This window comes from Parashewanella curva (genome assembly GCF_003675895.1).
Taxonomy (GTDB): Bacteria; Pseudomonadota; Gammaproteobacteria; order Enterobacterales; family Shewanellaceae; genus Parashewanella; species Parashewanella curva.
This window is the reverse complement of record NZ_ML014830.1, coordinates 1-16,650: the sequence shown is the minus strand read 5'-3', so window position 1 is coordinate 16,650 and position 16,650 is coordinate 1. Positions and strand designations below refer to the sequence as shown.

19 protein-coding genes are annotated in these 16,650 nt (G+C 38.0%); 7 read left to right on the top strand and 12 right to left on the bottom strand.

Annotated features, from left to right (window positions below; translation table 11 throughout):
• The first annotated feature begins 281 nt into the window (after positions 1 to 281).
• From D5018_RS18040 to D5018_RS18030, 3 genes are all read left to right on the top strand, one after another.
• Positions 282 to 569 carry a hypothetical protein gene (locus tag D5018_RS18040; protein ID WP_165905103.1) on the top strand — a complete coding sequence of 96 codons (288 nt, stop codon included), beginning with the start codon at positions 282 to 284 and terminating at the stop codon, positions 567 to 569.
• Between the two features lie 425 nt (positions 570 to 994).
• On the top strand, positions 995 to 2,236 hold the full coding sequence (locus D5018_RS18035; protein ID WP_121840386.1) for an integrase domain-containing protein: 1,242 nt from the start codon (positions 995 to 997) through the stop codon (positions 2,234 to 2,236).
• Positions 2,237 to 2,324: 88 nt separating this feature from the next.
• Positions 2,325 to 2,684 (top strand): hypothetical protein, encoded by a 360-nt coding sequence (locus tag D5018_RS18030; RefSeq protein ID WP_121840385.1) that lies wholly within the window; start codon positions 2,325 to 2,327, stop codon positions 2,682 to 2,684.
• A gap of 227 nt (positions 2,685 to 2,911) precedes the next feature.
• Here D5018_RS18030 and D5018_RS18025 read toward each other — a convergent pair whose 3' ends face one another.
• The 7 genes from D5018_RS18025 to D5018_RS17995 all read right to left on the bottom strand — a co-directional run bounded on the left by D5018_RS18025 (position 2,912) and on the right by D5018_RS17995 (position 7,959).
• Positions 2,912 to 3,181 carry a type II toxin-antitoxin system RelB/DinJ family antitoxin gene (locus D5018_RS18025; protein ID WP_121840384.1) on the bottom strand — a complete coding sequence of 90 codons (270 nt, stop codon included), beginning with the start codon at positions 3,179 to 3,181 and terminating at the stop codon, positions 2,912 to 2,914.
• A gap of 96 nt (positions 3,182 to 3,277) precedes the next feature.
• Positions 3,278 to 4,624 carry an ATP-binding protein gene (locus tag D5018_RS18020; RefSeq protein WP_121840383.1) on the bottom strand — a complete coding sequence of 449 codons (1,347 nt, stop codon included), beginning with the start codon at positions 4,622 to 4,624 and terminating at the stop codon, positions 3,278 to 3,280.
• 114 nt (positions 4,625 to 4,738) lie between these two features.
• Positions 4,739 to 5,254 carry a hypothetical protein gene (locus D5018_RS18015; RefSeq protein ID WP_121840382.1) on the bottom strand — a complete coding sequence of 172 codons (516 nt, stop codon included), beginning with the start codon at positions 5,252 to 5,254 and terminating at the stop codon, positions 4,739 to 4,741.
• A 58-nt stretch (positions 5,255 to 5,312) separates the two neighbouring features.
• On the bottom strand, positions 5,313 to 5,576 hold the full coding sequence (locus tag D5018_RS18010; protein ID WP_121840381.1) for a Txe/YoeB family addiction module toxin: 264 nt from the start codon (positions 5,574 to 5,576) through the stop codon (positions 5,313 to 5,315).
• Positions 5,569 to 5,823, bottom strand: coding sequence for a type II toxin-antitoxin system Phd/YefM family antitoxin (locus tag D5018_RS18005; RefSeq protein WP_121840380.1), 255 nt, complete (start codon positions 5,821 to 5,823; stop codon positions 5,569 to 5,571). The genes D5018_RS18010 and D5018_RS18005 overlap by 8 nt, the downstream gene beginning before the upstream one ends.
• Before the next feature lie 211 nt (positions 5,824 to 6,034).
• Complete coding sequence (locus D5018_RS18000) at positions 6,035 to 7,747, bottom strand: DUF927 domain-containing protein (protein ID WP_207819375.1); 1,713 nt, start codon at positions 7,745 to 7,747, stop codon at positions 6,035 to 6,037.
• Positions 7,748 to 7,758: 11 nt separating this feature from the next.
• Entirely contained in the window at positions 7,759 to 7,959 is a 201-nt protein-coding gene (locus tag D5018_RS17995) for a helix-turn-helix transcriptional regulator (protein ID WP_121840379.1), read from the bottom strand.
• Between the two features lie 296 nt (positions 7,960 to 8,255).
• Here D5018_RS17995 and D5018_RS17990 point away from each other — a divergent pair, with 296 nt between their 5' ends.
• Positions 8,256 to 9,014 carry a plasmid mobilization protein gene (locus D5018_RS17990; RefSeq protein WP_121840378.1) on the top strand — a complete coding sequence of 253 codons (759 nt, stop codon included), beginning with the start codon at positions 8,256 to 8,258 and terminating at the stop codon, positions 9,012 to 9,014.
• Positions 8,998 to 9,645: a relaxase/mobilization nuclease domain-containing protein gene (locus tag D5018_RS17985; protein WP_121840377.1), complete on the top strand. Its 648-nt coding sequence runs from the start codon at positions 8,998 to 9,000 to the stop codon at positions 9,643 to 9,645. Before D5018_RS17990 ends, D5018_RS17985 begins: the two co-directional genes overlap by 17 nt.
• Here the strand turns inward: D5018_RS17985 and D5018_RS17980 are convergent.
• The 4 genes from D5018_RS17980 to D5018_RS17965 form a co-directional block, all read right to left on the bottom strand.
• Positions 9,640 to 10,548 carry a DUF2971 domain-containing protein gene (locus tag D5018_RS17980; RefSeq protein WP_121840376.1) on the bottom strand — a complete coding sequence of 303 codons (909 nt, stop codon included), beginning with the start codon at positions 10,546 to 10,548 and terminating at the stop codon, positions 9,640 to 9,642. The two genes, D5018_RS17985 and D5018_RS17980, sit on opposite strands and share 6 nt — an antisense overlap.
• 1 nt (position 10,549) lies before the next feature.
• On the bottom strand, positions 10,550 to 11,464 hold the full coding sequence (locus tag D5018_RS17975; protein ID WP_121840375.1) for an SIR2 family protein: 915 nt from the start codon (positions 11,462 to 11,464) through the stop codon (positions 10,550 to 10,552).
• A gap of 31 nt (positions 11,465 to 11,495) precedes the next feature.
• Positions 11,496 to 12,164 (bottom strand): DNA-methyltransferase, encoded by a 669-nt coding sequence (locus tag D5018_RS17970; protein ID WP_121840374.1) that lies wholly within the window; start codon positions 12,162 to 12,164, stop codon positions 11,496 to 11,498.
• Between the two features lie 74 nt (positions 12,165 to 12,238).
• Positions 12,239 to 12,424 (bottom strand): hypothetical protein, encoded by a 186-nt coding sequence (locus D5018_RS17965; protein ID WP_207819366.1) that lies wholly within the window; start codon positions 12,422 to 12,424, stop codon positions 12,239 to 12,241.
• A gap of 248 nt (positions 12,425 to 12,672) precedes the next feature.
• Between D5018_RS17965 and D5018_RS17960 the strand changes: the two genes are divergently transcribed.
• Together D5018_RS17960 and D5018_RS17955 are read left to right on the top strand one after the other, a co-directional pair.
• Positions 12,673 to 13,785, top strand: coding sequence for an AAA family ATPase (locus tag D5018_RS17960; protein ID WP_121840372.1), 1,113 nt, complete (start codon positions 12,673 to 12,675; stop codon positions 13,783 to 13,785).
• Complete coding sequence (locus D5018_RS17955; protein ID WP_121840371.1) at positions 13,778 to 14,530, top strand: hypothetical protein; 753 nt, start codon at positions 13,778 to 13,780, stop codon at positions 14,528 to 14,530. Before D5018_RS17960 ends, D5018_RS17955 begins: the two co-directional genes overlap by 8 nt.
• Before the next feature lie 165 nt (positions 14,531 to 14,695).
• On the opposite strand, the gene D5018_RS17950 is transcribed toward D5018_RS17955, so the two are convergent.
• Positions 14,696 to 16,489, bottom strand: coding sequence for a UvrD-helicase domain-containing protein (locus D5018_RS17950; RefSeq protein ID WP_243637469.1), 1,794 nt, complete (start codon positions 16,487 to 16,489; stop codon positions 14,696 to 14,698).
• Positions 16,490 to 16,650 lie beyond the last annotated feature (161 nt).

Below are 16,650 nucleotides of genomic sequence, written 5' to 3'. Positions count from 1 at the left end.
AGCCTAGAAGGTGCAGAGGCCATATTAAAACTAAGGTCGTTAAGGTCGAGTGGTGATCTCGAAAAATATTGGGAATATCACAAAAAGCAATCCAAACAGAGGTTATACGGATGTTGATAACTGTGTCGATTTAAAAGACCCACACCCGAAGAGAAAAGCCAGATGTCAAGGTTATTGCCAAAGGTGTAGGGATACGAGAATTTGATTCTGATAATAGCCCTCACCAGCAAAGTATATATCGCCAAGCAATGGTTGTTTCCATTCTCCTTGTGATTGGTTTTATGTTAATACTATTCGTATCAATGGCTCTAGTACTAAGTCCGTTAATCTCGGTTCTAACCAAGAAGCAAGATATTCGAAATCGCAAAAAATATGCAAAGGAACTTTTCGATGCGATCAAAGAAAATGATTTACAACCAAATAAATCAGATATTGAAATTTCTAATTTTGTAGCTGACATGTTGTTTAAAAGACAATCTAACCTATGGAATCGTAAAACTTTTATAGGTAAATGGTGCCTTGGAATGATTGCTCCAGAAAGAAGCGATCATTTCGTTGATGTACCTTAAAGGTTCAAATGTCAAAACAAGTCATGTCTCTCACCAAGACTAATGAGCAATGCTTAAAAATGAGAAAGTTGAGTGTCCACAAAGTGTCCACACTGCCGCTACCTGACGGTCTCTGAAGGTACACATAGATATTTTAAGTTATTGAAAATGCTCTATAACGCCCATAACACGGTTACTAGAATAAAATGTAGGCTTTCTGGACGGGGGTTCAAATCCCCCCGCCTCCACAAAATTTAATAACAAAGACGTCTTCGGACGTCTTTTTTATTGCCTAAATCAATATAAATTTAATCAGTTAGCGTCCATTAACATCCATTAACTTCCACCTAGTTTTTATTACAACCATTAAATTTAGTATTCCTTGTGGTATTCACTCACAACTAGGAGTAATTTCTGTAATACACGTTTCTACTAAGGTGATGAAAATGGGTAACAAAGTAACTCGACTCACCGATAAGGAAATCAAGGGAGTCAAACCTTCGTCCAAAGATAAAGTGCTATGTGATGGTGACGGATTACAACTCAGGATACGAACAACGGGTACCAAGTCTTGGAACTTTAACTACCTTCATCCGCTCACCAGAAAGCGGATCAATATGGGACTTGGCGCCTACCCCAGCGTAACTCTGGCTATGGCAAGAAAGCAAGCCATAGATGCCAGATCTATCTTAGCTCACGGTATCGATCCTAAAGAGCATCGAAACCAACAAAGACAAATAGAGAAAGACCTTGCTTATAACACCCTAAAACGAGTGAGCGAACAGTGGTTCGAAATCAAAAAGCATAGTGTCTCTGAAAATTACGCTGATGATGTTTGGCGCTCATTAGAACGATATGTCTTCCCTAAATTTGGCAATATTCCAATTTCCACCATTACAGCACCAAACATGATCCAGCTACTTAAGCCCATCGAGGCTGCTGGTCACTTAGAGACAGTCAAACGCCTTTGTCAGCGACTCAATGAAATCATGGTGTTTGCCGTAAATACTGGGCTTATCTTTGCCAATCCACTTAGTGGCATTAACGCTGGCTTTAAGAAGCCAAAACCTGAAAACATGTTAACTCTAAAACCTGAAGAGTTGCCTGAGTTAATGATGACAATTGCTAATGCTTCTATTAAGCGAAGCACTCGATGTTTAATTGAGTGGCAATTGCACACAATGACTCGTCCAGTTGAAACCGCCATGACTCAATGGAGTGAGATTGATCTTGAAGAAAAAATTTGGACAATTCCTGCTGAAAAGATGAAGCGCCGCCGTGAGCATGTTATCCCTTTAACTGACTCTATGATTAGGATTCTACAAGTGATGCATCCTATTAGCGGTCACCGTGAATATGTGTTCCCTTCAGATCGCGACCCAAAATCTCACTGTAACAGTCAAACAGCCAATATGGCATTAAAACGAATGGGCTTTGCTAACCGTTTAGTCAGTCATGGATTAAGATCACTTGCCAGTACCACGTTAAACTCAGAAGGTTTTAATCGTGATTTAATTGAGGTGGCATTATCACACGTGGATGATAATCAAGTAAGAGATGCTTACAATCATGCTAAATATCTCAAGCGTAGAAGACCAATGATGGAATGGTGGAGTAACCACATTGAAAATGCCTCTAAAGGCAGTGTTTCTGTTACAGGGTTTAGAGGGTTTAAGGTAGTGAGTTGACTTATTTTTAGACTACTTCTTATTCAGAATGAGAATAGTAGTGTGATGGAGAGGTTAAATCAGAACATTTTCACACATTGAGGTAATTATGACTCCTACAGAATCGATTAATCCTATACAAGCAACCTATTACCAAAGTGTAGATGGCTTGAAAATCAACGTAATAAATGTTGGTGATTCCGAGCTTATTGTTGAAAAATTGGCGTTATCTTCAGGAAGAGAAAATAAATTAGTCATTCCTATTCACTTATCACCCGCTCCCCAAGCCTGTGGCTCAAATAAAAAATACACTGTTTCACTTTTTAACAACGGCAAAAGAATTTGTCGAGCTAGACAAAATAAGCTTTGTGATACATTTTATGAGAGTGTTTATCAATCAATGCTTAAATTCTTTAACCAAAAAATGGGTGAGTATCTAACACTCCAAGAACATATTAGAGTTTTATGATGTTGTAGTAATCAGCCACTCTGACTTCTCATAAATTCAACTAATGCTCAAACCAGAAATGGGCTAGTTAGAGAGTGACGAGCAGGAACTAGTTGTAAATTAAACATTATTCAATCGTAATTCTGTCACCGTGACAGGGTGGTGTTTGTGTAAGGAATAGAAAGCTTAGCAACCTTTTTAAAGTCTTTCTTAAACTGGCTTGAGTATTCGAGTTGATACAATACATTTTATGCCTCGTTGACTCCAAGTTCGGCAAACATTGTCTTTACGTCATTAGCCTTATTACCTTCTCCACTTTCCAGCTCTTTAATGGCTTCAAGGGTTTTAGCGTTTGGAGTTCTTGAGCGCAGTTCGAACGGGATTCCGCCATAGTTGATCACGGCTTTAGCAAACAGCTTTAGTGCTTGCGATGGACTTAAACCTACCTCATCACAGATGTGAGTAAAAGCTAATTTAGTCTCCTGATCGATACGAGTGCTGAGCATTTCAGTTTTCATATTTCTACCATTTGTTATACATAGTATTGCAACGATAGCTAAATGCTTAGTGATAGACAAACATTCTATGACTCAAAAATAATTTCTATACACCTCCTAGCCTACAAACTCATCCATCACTTCAATTAGGTTATCTAGTGAGAAGCCACGGTAGGTAATCTCATAGTTTTTCAGCTTTAACTTTTTAAGTAGATCATGAGATTTCTCAATAAGCTTGGCTTCTTTGTACTTTTGCTGGTTTCGTTTAACTTCGACAATGAGTATTTTCTTATCAAGATCATTAATGGCGACAATATCAATCTCATTTTTGCCTTTGCTATCCCAATAACCGCCAATGCGACCGAACTGATTTGATTCCATTAAAATGGCCTCAAATAAAGATTCAAGTTCCCAGCCTGAGTAGGTTTCAAAATCTCTGGCTATGTGTCGTCTGATGTAAGCGTAGTTCTCCATCTCGACAGCGCTTTTATTAGCATGAATAAAGCGGAACCAGAATTTTAAAAATGGATCTGATATCGAGTATCGAACATCCCTTGACGTTTCTTTTGAAGTTATCGGACGCATCTTTGTAATAGAGTCGAAATCTTCTTCTAACTTTTCCAAATGCACACCGACACCAATACCCAAATAGTTTTCAATCTGTGAGCGACTGGTGTTTCCCTGTGAAATAGCACCAAGAATATCGAAGTAAATACGGTGTTCTGAGCCAAAGTCTTCAACTAGACGATGCGTCCCTTCTTTTATAAAGGGTGAAAAATCTGAAATAACCTCTTCAAATATGTTGTCGTTTTCACTCGCAAAATTCGCTAACCATTCTAAGTATTTAGGAATTCCGCCTGATAAACACCACCAGTTGAGCATGGTTTCAGCATCAAACTTACCGTGGTCTTCTATTACAGAGCGAATATAAGTTGGCTTTAAAGGCTGAATTTTAAAGAAGCGATCATCTCTGTTGAGTAGTGGTTCATCCTTACCTTTAAAGATCCGAGTCATCATATTGTAAAGAGAACCACAACAGATCAAATGCATCATAGAAGACTGCTTTGATGAGTCCCATAAGTTCTGAATATCTGAGAACAAACTTGGATTCACTCTTTGAATATCTTGGAATTCATCAACAATCACAGTGATTGGATTTGTTTTTGCGTAATCCAACAAGTACTCAAAAATATCTTTTAAACTTTGCGGCTGAAAGAACTTAGCACCAAGCTCATTTTGAATGATTGCGGCAAACTCATTAACGAGAGAGCTTTCTGTTTTACGGCTAATAAAAAAGTAGAGGTACTTAACATCTTGTCCAGCAAAGGCTTCATTGAGTAGTCGAGTTTTACCAACACGTCTTCTACCCACCATAACGCTAAGCTGACCTTTATGAGTGGTAAGGTTTTGTGAGATTTTTCGAAGTAGTTTTAACTCTTTTTCACGGTTATAAAATTTTTGCATTGGGCATCGACCAGTGAGAGGCTTTTACTAATCTTAAACCACAACATAGATACTGTAAATTTTATTACAGTAAAATAACTTACAGTATCTACAATTATTCAATGACGTGAAATATCACTTGATTAGGAAGCGGTCTTTGATTACATCTTTTTCATCGAGTTTTTTGTACTTTGAAAATAATAGCTCTAAATCTCGGCTGCTTTCGTCATAGGAACTCACAAAAACTAGCTCCTCTTGAAAATTCACATGTAAATTTCCCATGTAAACTACTTTTCCCGCTTTGGCTTTGAACGGAATAGACATCCTCTCTAATGTATGGATTGCTCCTAATCTAATTTCATGAAATTCATAGCTGCCTTCGTCCAACTCAACAACAACCAACCTTCCTTCGGGAGAATCATGCCAATCAAACGTATCATAGATAGTCCATAGCACAATTGCATTCTCATTCGGGTTATCAATGCCTCTATATTTTAAAAAATAGTTATCCAGCAAACCTTCGGTTGTAAATGAAAAAACAACCAAGCCTTTTTTCGAATCAGGCTTAATACTGTAATCAGTAGACACATTCAGATTGGCACATGCGGTGATGAATAATAAAGGGAGTAGAAGTAGAACTCGTAAAAACACAATACGCTTCCTTTCAAAGATTTTATTATTTTTAGGTCAAATAATTTACAAAATGGAATTAATAATGATATCGACAAGAAATAATCACAATAGCACTATCTTCAATGGCATAAACGAGACGGTTAGTATCATCAATTCGTCGAGACCAGAAACCAGATAGATTCTCTTTTAGAGGTTCTGGTTTTCCTATCCCTTCAAATGGAGAGCGTTTAGTATCATTAATTAATTTATTAATGCGCTTTAACGTCTTCTTATCTTGATTTTGCCAATATAAATAATCAGACCAGGCTTCATCTGTCCATGAAAGCAATCGACTACTCATCAATTAGCTCTCTTGAAGTGACTTTACCTGCTTGATACTGGGCAATTGAGCGACTTAAATGGTTCGCATTTTCAGGAGAACGTAAGAGATGAACCGTTTCCATTAAGCTATTGTAGTAATCTAGAGACATAACCACAGCGTCTTCTGAATCTCTTCGAGTGATGACCGTCGTATCAGCATCTTCTACGACATGATCTAAAACTGACTTCAAACTATTACGAGCTTCAGTGAAAGATACAATTCTCATAACAACCTCACATGTACAAGTTATGGAACAAGTATAGCCGAGCTTGTTTTACTTGTACAGTTTAAAGAACATGTCCATAAATTCACTTTCATTCAACGCACTCCCCCTATTTCCCGTGGGCAATGGGGTCATCGTGGGCAAACCTTAATTATCAATCGGTTATAGTGGGCACTTAAAATCGCCTTGCCCCTAAAAACCGCCACAACAGCTATCAATGTTCATTTAGGATACTTTTCTTCACGCAATACAAGCGTGGTCTTGAGCCATCAGGTAGTTTCATCTTCTTTTGTAGTTTGTCGGTATCTGAGATTAAGTACCCAGCATTTGCTAACGCTCTCGCCGCTCTTTTGGAATCTAAACCTTTTAAAACCTCACGCCAGCCTTCTCCATGAAAACAATAAACATCTTCTGTTGAATACTGGTGGCGATTATCTATGACTCCTACGCAATTTTGTACAACATTGTTCCAAGTGGGCTTTAACGTAATAAATCGGCTGGTACCATATTGCTGAATGAAACTACGAACTCGCTCAATGGCTTGCAGTTCTTCACCAGAATTAGCCCCGCCTCGTCCATCAAGCCATTTGAAAAATAGCTTACGGCACGCATAAAAACAGGCGTTTGCCTCCCAATCCAAGATATTCCATTTAATTGCCAATTTCCCAGCTGCGGCAAGCAAAGCGAATTTATTGGCGACTCGTAAAACCTGCCCGTCAGCATGTTTTGGTATATCACAGTGAAAGCGATTCCTTATCTCATGACAAAATGGACTCACCTCACTTTGACGGTTCACCAATTCATTCAACCACTCATAAGAAATAAAACCATAACAGCCTTCACTTTGCCGTTTTAGGTGATCGGCAAACTCAGCTGGCTTCATCCCATAGGTTTCTTCAAAAATCCCCATATCCAAACCAGCATCGGCTTGTAGATCGATAACTCTGACTTGCTGACCCGCTTTAATGTTCTTACCTACACTTGCCATTAGGTGTTCTAGTGTTACCTCGCCCGTCGATAAAAATACTAGTTTCCATCTTGGGGGGCGTCGAGTTTCACAGGAATCTTTAAGTCGATTTTTTCCTTCACCATTTGCCAACATATAAGCAATGCTGCCGATTTCTCTGGGATCTATTTCACCAATTTCATCTAAGGCTAAAAGGCAGTCATTGAACATCAGGGCAGTACCTTCTAAACCATTAGCCGTTGAACGCCAAGTGTTACAAAGTTGGGATGGCCTCCCCCAAACAGATAACGCAGGAAACAAAGCTGCTGTTTTACCGATACTGCTATCACCAGTTAAATGAATACCAAAACCATCACTTGAACACAGCCGTAATAATGGAGAAGCTAACGCTGCACAAATTCCAAGATTTAAAATTGAGTTGTGTTGGCAGTATTTACCAATATTATTCTTCCATGATTGGCTACTCCCTTGCCTCGACATTCCTACTGTTGCACTCATGGTTTGCAGTACAAATTCATCTTTTGAAAATTGCGGCTTGAATGTCAGTTGCGGATGCACAAATGACTTTTGGTGCCAACCTATGTGCGGCACGCTATACACTCGTTTTTGTACCAACTCTCCCATTCTTTGAATAAAATAAGTAAGCGATTGACGAGCTTTAACGGTACTGCTTATCTTGAGTCCTTTCATCAACAAAATCCGTCTGTATTGGCTACCATCACTGGCAAGTAACTCCGCAGGCATAGCCCAACGTTTGGGTCGATTATCATCATCGACCCAATGCAGTAAATAGCCATAATTTGAACCTGTTGTATCACGAGTTCTGGCTTCAACTTGCAACCAAGAACAGACACGGTAGGCGGGGTTATTATCTGATCCTTGACGCATTAGCCACTTTGTATTTTCGTCATAATAAAAGTCGCTGGGTAATTCGATGATAGGTTGAGGTACGGCTCTCATAGGCAAGTCTCCTACTTCGGACTATAAACACGACGTGAAGCGATCCATTCATTTACGTCACTTTCAAGCCAACCGACAGCTCTAGCACCAAGTGCTACTGGTGGTGGAAAATCACCTGCGTCTATCAATTTATAGATCGTACTTCGAGCAATTCCCGTTCTGGATTTAACCTCGGGTAAGCGCAGAATTTTTTCTTCGGTGAATATAGACATAATGATTCCTTATAGGCGTTATTTAACTCCTATAATCTTCTCAAGCTTTCTATAAAACCGATAACTAGCACTGGACGAGTTTGGACTTGTATGGATGAACATTTGTGAACATTTGAAAATTTTTTCTTTCATAACTTATTCCAGTTCCCACTGTGTCCAAACTAATGTATTTCATGCCCCTCAACTTTTAAACAAAATCTTTATAGTTATTAAGCTGTTATTAAGATGCCCCTAATGCCCACGTAATAAATGAGAAATTAGATGTAATTGTGCTTTTAGCCTTTATTTGGAGTAATTTGTCTTTCGCAGTTCTAGGGGAAAACCAACCACCTCGCCCCTCCAATTTTCTCTTAATTTCTATGGCAGGATTCGCAAAAAATCAGCCTTTAGTACCAACTCCGTCTCCCGTTGGTACCAAAGCCAATTTAATCGCCTACTCACCTAAAAATTGCTGGATATTCAACCAAAAACATGAAATAAAAAAGCAAGGATACAGCCATGTAATAGAGGGGTTTTATATGGGCAATCATGTTGTTAAAACTCGACTTACAGATGAGGAAAAAGAGAACTGGCTTTTGTACTGTCAAAGCAGCGGGATCAGCCAATCGGATATGCTCAGAATGCTGATTAACCGTTCCTCGCCAATCGCCAAACTTGCCATTCCCTTTAATGAAACAAAATCAGATAAAGTGACGGTTCGTCTATCTGAGCACACATTAAAAATGCTCAAGGAGCAAGCCAAATACGAAGGTTATCTCAATCAAAGTCATTGGGTACGAGCCGCAATATTGTCGAAACTCAGAAACAAGCCCGTATTGTCTATTACTGAAACCGATGCCTTAAAAGAATCGAATCGCCAGTTAGCTGCGATTGGTCGCAACCTTAACCAAATCGCCAGAGTACTGAATATCGAATTTCGTCAAAGCGATAAAATCACAGCAGAAATGATTGAGCTACTTGTTGATAGAATTAATCAACATAGCACCAAAGTTGAAGACTTAATTCAACAAGGTCATAAGCGCTGGAAAGGGGTAAACGATGAGCTGGCATCCTAATTCATCTGACGCTTTATTCTCTGATAGAGTAAAGACCAAAGCCAACCGAATTCGAAGCACTTATTCTTCAACTCAAAAGCCACCACAAGTCATGGTGAAAGTCAGTGGCTTTTGCCATAGCAACAGTCATACTCAATCACACTTCGACTACATCAGCCGCAACGGAAAGATTGAAATAGAAGATGAACTGGGTCACACATACCTTGAGCATAATGCTATTCAAGAACTGGCTAAAAGCTGGAAAGAATCATCCAAAGTAAATTCAAACAGAAACACTCGTCACTCAACCCACCTTGTACTTTCGATGCCAAATGGCACCGAAGCCAAAGCAGTAAAACAAGCGGTTAGATCATTTGCCAAAAAGAAGTTTGCAGACAACCACCGTTATGTCATGGCACTTCATACTGATACCGACAGTCCACACGTTCACTTAACCGTCCGTAACTTAGGCTTTGATGGTAAACGACTGCATATCAAAAAGGGACAGCCTCAAGTTTGGCGTGAAGAATTTGCTAATGAATTAGAGAAACTTGGTATAGCAGCTGAGGCTACACCAAGTTTGAAGGCTCAGACTCGAAGCGTGTTTATGATTCGGGCTCGTGAGGCAACAAGCGTTGAACAGGATTTATAAATTAAAATCTAACGCAAATCTTGATTTATTTAACTCAGCTTTATACACACATATGTCTTGCGAAATAATTTTCTTTAATTCAATGACCCTATCCTCAGGTACACGGCACCCGAGAAAGATAGAAGTGATGGTTTCTAAAGGGAAATTGAATAAAAAAATTGTGGATGGAAATACAGCTAAAGTTGTATAAATCTCATTTAAAACTGATTCACTATGACTAAAGCTCATTTCCTCATCATCATCGGTGGAACTACCATCATTTCTTTTAGCATCCAAACGTTCACATTCAAAAATATTCACTTCAAATTTTACTAAGCCATCCTTTTTCTCTTTTACGTGAAACAGATTGATATATAAGTCATCGTAGAAGTCATGGCATTGCTCAAAAATTTCACTTTTAACTATAACTGAATCTGCATTAATAAGATTAGGAAGTATTCTATGCTCTTTTTCGTATATCCAGTCATCACCTTTTGAAAGTAAAATATCTGAGACATCTATTTCGCTGTGAATAGTTGGCGTTCGCTCGCTGTTGTAACGAACTCTACCAATTGATGTATCTGTGATAAGTTTTGAATTAAAGTAATTGGATAACTTCTGATAATCAAACTCTACAACCATACCTTTATGCTCATCAGCATAATGTGACCACATTAATAAGTTATTGTAATTCTCGGTGAATGAAATTACACCGATGTCAGTTAAACTGTTTCTGGCACTTAACTCATCAGCCCTTTCAAAAAGTCGAGTGTGATCATTGCTGTTTTTTATTAAATGATCATATAACTCTTGTGCAGGATTTAATTCAAAAGGATCATTTAGAACTCCCCTCTGACTGCCACGTAAGCTAGGATGTTGGAACAGCATTTCTCTAATAGGCATGTATTTATAGATTTTTTTCATTTTAATCTAAAGCTAAATCCAATAAGTTATTATTTCGTGGGTCTACGGAGCGAATATTACAATTGCTCCACAATTTTTTAGCTGCTGAAAAGTTTGGAAAAGGATCAACCAAGAGTACATTCTCTACATTTTTAGTATGTTGTTTCAAAAAGTTTAATAGGGCTTCATCATAAGGGTTAAAAGCAAATCCAAAGACTATCAGAAACCTTGTACCTACTAACAACTCAGCTCCTAATTGCCATACATCTGCCAATTCATCAGGTGCTAACTTTTCTGGTGCAGGTGGGACAATGAAGCTTTTTCCTGCTTTCCCAAGCTTGCCACTGGTATATTTTTTATTTTCATCCCAAGATAAAGACCCATGCAGTTTTATTAAAGGCAACTCACCCATAACTTTTAAGTGAGCATTTTGCCATGGAAACTGGGGGTTTATGCCTCGTCCAACTAGTTGCTCGCCTTGAACACCGTAATTAAACTTTTTCGTACCAAGTATGCACTCAACAATAGTATCGTAATTGCAAGTAATTACACTCGTTAAGCCTTTCTTAAGCAATTGCTCAAAGAAACAGCGGAGCTCTACTATCCTTGGGTTTTCCCTTATTCGTCGCTCATCAAACATTGCTGATGTCAGCCCTCCCCTTATTTTGGTCATAAATGGTTCTGATAATCTTCGACTTATATACCAAATAATCCTGCTTTTACGATGAGAAGACTTATTCATACACCAATAGACAAACCTCTCAGGTGTAATGTTGAGATTATTAGCTCTCCACTCTTTCCAGTCATTTTCTATTAGTAATAACCTTCGCATTTCTAATTCAGAGGTGGGCTCTATATCGAAATCAAAAAGATCATTTACAAGAGGTAAATCAAAAGCCCATTTTGAAAAACCTGCCCCTAGAAACAGTGATAACATTTCCCCCCCTATCCATAAGGTTTATTTAAGACTATGCATGATGATGTTTAATTCTTTGTAAAAAGTGGGCATGAGCACTGTCTGAAATATCGCACCCTAAATAAGTTCTATTCAATTTATCAGCAGCAACAAGGGTAGTTCCCGAACCAAAGAAGCAATCAGCAATAACCTCCCCTTTTGATGAACTTTGATGTATTAGTGTTTCTAGCAATGGTAATGGTTTTTCTGTAGGGTAGCCTTTCCAAACTCTTTTAAACTCAAGTACATCTGGGATGCTTAGATCATTTAGTTTTCTTTTTCCCTTCTCAAAGAATAGTATGAATTCATATCTTGCTCGATAATGGTACCCCATACCAATTGCTGCTTTATCCCAAACGATAGGCTTCCAAAATTTAAAACCTATTTTTTCTGCAATCGGTTTAACAACAAACATCGTTTCCTGATCGCAAAATAGATAAAAGTGAGAGTTTTTCCTCAAAACTCTATATATTTCAGACAGTAACTCTTCAAATCGATCATTTGGAAAAATTTGAAACCATTGATTACTAGAAGACTTACTATCCTTAAGCCTTGTAGTTGTTCCAATTTTTCTATGCTTTTCTAATGACTCATAGGGTGGGTCAGTGATAAATAAGTCAATGCTTGAACTTTCTACAGATTTTAGCCATTCAACAGCATCCATTCTAAAGACTTGAGGCATTTAGCCAACTCCAAAAATACGCACTCTAACATAAATGAGGTAGGTACTACATTTATCCTACCTTTGGTGATCAATTAGTTACATTTAGGATTACTTGCTTCACAATGTAATGTTCTGCACTTACGACAATATGATTGAACTCTTACGATTCCATCTCCCATATTTCGAATCCCAAATAACTCTTCTACAGATTTTTCATCTGTAGCAACTTGATCACAGCCTCTACATGGGCATTTTGCATTTGACAAGTCAGCCATCATTTCCTCCTTTTTTCAATGACCATAAAATAAATGAGGGTATAAAGTGAACATTCAAGTGCAAAATAAATATTTTTTGATAACAGCCCAATTTATCTATATCTAAGCTGCTCAAAAAAGAGAAATCACAATACAACATTAATAACGAAATGAAATCTGCCTACTATCCCACTAAACAACCGTATTTTTTTTACGGCACCACCTTTTCTATATGTTATAGTTAGTCTCATAGCTGACTAGGGACATCACAGATGCTGGCGAAACTCTCCGTTAAAAACTTTAGAAATTTTGAAGATTGGTTTGAGATAGATCTTACAACCGACAAGTCTTATGAGTTCAATGATCATGCAGTTTCTAATGGAAAAATTAAACACGGGATAATTTATGGTAAGAATGGTCACGGTAAGTCTAATCTTGGGTTGGCTTTACTTGATATTACCTGCCACCTAACAGATACCATTGTTCTTAGTTCTCTCAAGTCCAACTACCTAAATGCACGTTCAAGTAGTAAATATGCAGAATTTAAGTATGAATTTGACTTTGATGGCGTCAAGGTGCTCTATCATTATGCCAAGCAGGTTTGTGATGAAACACTTTTCGAAATACTCAGCATTGATGGTAAAACCGTTATTGAACTAGACCGAAGAAGTTCTTCTATTGCTACTTATAACTTGAAAGGTTCTTCAAGCCTAAAAAATGACTTTACGGGACGTAACATTTCCGCAGTAAAGTTTGTTAACTCCAATGCTCTATTGGATGACAACGCTGTTAACCAAGCCTTTTATAAGTTTGTTGAATTTGTTGACGGTATGCTTTTCTTCCGTACTTTGAATCGAACCAAAGAGTTTCATGGTCAGCCTATTGATTCCAAGCGCATATCACAGACAATTCTTGAGCAAGGCATGTTGAAGGACTTCGAGAGCTTTCTCAATGAATCAGGTGTCGATTGCAAACTAAAGCAATCTGGCGCCAAAGGGGAAGAAGTCATTGAGTTTGATTTTGATGGTAAAGGAATTGAATTCTCTTTGGTCGCCTCTACCGGAACTATGTCGCTTGGCAATTTCTACTATTGGTACCTAAAACTCAAAGCAGGTGAAATCTCTTTCGCTTACATTGATGAGTTTGATGCGTTTTATCACTTCGCTTTATCAAAACGTATTGTTGGACTGGTTTCAGATATTAGCTGCCAATCCATTATCACCACACACAACAGTAGCTTACTTTCCAACAACCTACTTCGCCCTGATTGTTACTTTGTATTAGATCAGCAATGCCTTACGCCAATTCATAAATTGACGAATAGAGAGATCCGCAAAGCTCATAACTTAGAGAAGATGTATCGCTCTGGAGCGTTTGATGAGTAGCTATGTTTTATGTATTTTTGAAGGGCAAAAGGCAGAGCCAAATATCACCGATAATCTGTGCCACCATTTGCTTGATGAAGATACGAAAACAATCCTAAAAGTATCATTCGGTTGTAACATTTATAAGCTCTATCAAGAAGTGGTTAAGGATGAGTATTTTGATACTTATGAACTTCTTGTTGAGCAGTTATCTAATCGGCCAAACTTATCTGAAAATGATAAAGCTGTGCTTGAAATTGACGATCCTGACAATATCAGTGATATCTATTTATTCTTTGATTACGATTGCCACTGCTCAAACGCTGATGACGAAAAACTTCAAGTGATGCTTGATACGTTTAATGATCCTCAAGAACGTGGCTTGATGTGCATCAGTTACCCGATGGTTGAAGCTATCAGACATCAAAAAGATTCCACTTTTTCTGAAGAACTTCACTCAACCAAAAATCTCACCAATTACAAAAAATGGATCAACCAGAATCAAGATTTAGATAAGAGTTATCATAATTGGGGAGCTTATACATTTGATACATGGCGCAGCATCACCCATTGTCATTTAGCTCGTTCGAATTATTTGGTTAATGATTCTTTAACCCTACCAGTGCTACAAATTGAACAAGATTCTATCTTTGAAAAGCAGCTAGAAAAACACATCTCCAATAACGAAGTCGCAGTGATTTCAGCCTTCCCTTTAATGCTGTTTGATTATTACGGTAATGAGCTGTACCAGTTATTTGACAGGTGATTCGACACTGATATGCATAAAAAACGCTAAAATCTATACATGTTAAACATGACATGTATAGAAAATTGGAAAATCTATACATGTCCAGCTAACTTTTGAAAAAACGAGCCAGAACATTTACCATAGCTCGGTAACATTAGATTAGATGTAGAAAAGGCCTACTAGCTAAATCAGTATAATTTCATCTTCAACAAACCATTCAGCATCAATCGCACGATTCTTCACTGCTAAAGGATCTTGTGAATAAGCAACAACAGCAAGACTCTTCTCTGCTCTACTGCATATTACATAGAACAGCCGTCTGGTTCTGGATAATACTGAATCTATACCACTTGCCTCATTTCTCTTATCTGTAGCCGTCAGATCTTCAGCACCAAAAAATTTCTCATACTTGAAAAGAAAGCCCTTTGAATCTTTGTCGTCTATTACTGCCAAAACTCGATCAAATTCCAGCCCTTTAACTCCCTGATGTGTAGCGAAACCTAACTCGTCAGTCACATATTTCGCATAGTTTTCAACATGGCTAAGTCTGGCATCAAGTGCTTTATCCCAAGCTTCTTGGTTGGGAGGTAATTCAACTTCCTCTTCGAGTTCTACGGTATCTTCCAATAAAAGGTCGTTTAAGATATCAGGGATTACTAACAGTTGATACTTCCCTATTAGTGACAGTAATTCTCTGAGGCTAATATCATTTTCCAGCAATGTTTTGACTTTACTCACCCCATCATCCACTGAAGCTAATAGGGCTATCGGTTCTGCAAAGAACTCTTCATTCTCCTTTCCGATCAAATGAGAGTATTTCTTTATAATTCTCATAATTTCAAAGTCATCTTCATTACGAATTACATTTGCTAAAGGTAAAACTTGATGAGTACAAAACTTAAATGTCGAACTCGTTCCGTTTAGTAAGGAATCTCTAAGACTATCCTCTGTTGATAATGGAGTGAAAAATTCATCAAATTCTCCTCTACGAGCTGCCATGGCATGTTCAAGCGTTAACGTTTTTACCTGACTATCATCTTCCCAATTTTCATCATCAGTTATGACCTTCATCTGCTCTCTTATACCAACTTCAATCTCTGACTTATTTTCGTTGGGTGTCTGAACTATAAATAAGCGAACAATGCCTTCTTCTGCATCTGGCTTTTCGGCCTGTTGTTTACCATCATCCTCATGTCTAATTTTGTTTATCAGCCTGATAACCCTTTTAGGAGAACGATAGTTGGTTTTCTTCTCTGGGGTTTTCCAGTTTTGAGGCAGGTTCGTAGCTAAATCCTCTTTACCTCCACTATAAATTCTTTGCATAAGATCACCAAAAAGACCTAAAGAAAAGCAACCAGAATGATTTTGCTGGGTCTGTATAAGTGCGTCCATAAGCCCTTTGTTTGTATCCTGACTTTCATCAATCAGTAATATAGGGAATTTGTTAACTAACACTTTTTGAAACAATGGTTGTTCACTTAAAAATTCAGTGGCAATTTTAATTACCTCTGTATGGGTCAAAGACCCGATTGTCAGTCGTGTGCTAGTCGGGCTATATACAAAGCTTTGTACTATATCAAGTCTTTCCAACCGTTTTAATTTTGAATCTCTGCTTCGAGCATTTTTTATCGCTGTTTGACCAGACTTATCTCTTGCTCTATTAATTTTGTCTTGTAACTTATCAATATTTTCTCTTAAATCAGTTTCCAACCATTTCTTAATATCACTTGTAAATGGCTGAATTAACTCCCAAACAAAGCTGTGTATGGTAGATACTGCAAATATTGGATCGTATTGAAGACGATGCTTAATCTCTTCACAAGCAGCATTAGTGTATGTAATAACGGCAATACGCTGTCCTGCTTTTATAAATCTATGAAGCTCATTGTCACGGACAGCCTGAAGTACATTTACAAGTGTTCTAGTTTTTCCTGAACCAGCTCCAGCAAATAATAAAAAGCTCGAAGGAGCATCAATGTTAAGGTATTGATAAATTTCTCTATCAACACCTTGAACCTAAATAAATCAGTTGCCCTCCACCCTCAATATCCAGTGGCTCGATCTGAGCTTGATCATTCGGTTCTTTCGTAGGGGGGGGCTTAACCCGACAAAGTTATTGGTATTAACCCTCTTTTTGC

Bases quoted from the DNA above. Each gene is read 5' to 3' on its own strand.
- D5018_RS18040 (WP_165905103.1), top strand. From the start codon at position 282: ATGTTAATACTATTCGTATCAATGGCTCTAGTACTAAGTCCGTTAATC.
- D5018_RS18035 (WP_121840386.1), top strand. From the start codon at position 995: ATGGGTAACAAAGTAACTCGACTCACCGATAAGGAAATCAAGGGAGTC.
- D5018_RS18030 (WP_121840385.1), top strand. From the start codon at position 2,325: ATGACTCCTACAGAATCGATTAATCCTATACAAGCAACCTATTACCAA.
- D5018_RS18025 (WP_121840384.1), bottom strand. From the start codon at position 3,181: ATGAAAACTGAAATGCTCAGCACTCGTATCGATCAGGAGACTAAATTA.
- D5018_RS18020 (WP_121840383.1), bottom strand. From the start codon at position 4,624: ATGCAAAAATTTTATAACCGTGAAAAAGAGTTAAAACTACTTCGAAAA.
- D5018_RS18010 (WP_121840381.1), bottom strand. From the start codon at position 5,576: ATGAGTAGTCGATTGCTTTCATGGACAGATGAAGCCTGGTCTGATTAT.
- D5018_RS18005 (WP_121840380.1), bottom strand. From the start codon at position 5,823: ATGAGAATTGTATCTTTCACTGAAGCTCGTAATAGTTTGAAGTCAGTT.
- D5018_RS18000 (WP_207819375.1), bottom strand. From the start codon at position 7,747: ATGAGAGCCGTACCTCAACCTATCATCGAATTACCCAGCGACTTTTAT.
- D5018_RS17995 (WP_121840379.1), bottom strand. From the start codon at position 7,959: ATGTCTATATTCACCGAAGAAAAAATTCTGCGCTTACCCGAGGTTAAA.
- D5018_RS17985 (WP_121840377.1), top strand. From the start codon at position 8,998: ATGAGCTGGCATCCTAATTCATCTGACGCTTTATTCTCTGATAGAGTA.
- D5018_RS17980 (WP_121840376.1), bottom strand. From the start codon at position 10,548: ATGAAAAAAATCTATAAATACATGCCTATTAGAGAAATGCTGTTCCAA.
- D5018_RS17975 (WP_121840375.1), bottom strand. From the start codon at position 11,464: ATGTTATCACTGTTTCTAGGGGCAGGTTTTTCAAAATGGGCTTTTGAT.
- D5018_RS17970 (WP_121840374.1), bottom strand. From the start codon at position 12,164: ATGCCTCAAGTCTTTAGAATGGATGCTGTTGAATGGCTAAAATCTGTA.
- D5018_RS17965 (WP_207819366.1), bottom strand. From the start codon at position 12,424: ATGATGGCTGACTTGTCAAATGCAAAATGCCCATGTAGAGGCTGTGAT.
- D5018_RS17960 (WP_121840372.1), top strand. From the start codon at position 12,673: ATGCTGGCGAAACTCTCCGTTAAAAACTTTAGAAATTTTGAAGATTGG.
- D5018_RS17955 (WP_121840371.1), top strand. From the start codon at position 13,778: ATGAGTAGCTATGTTTTATGTATTTTTGAAGGGCAAAAGGCAGAGCCA.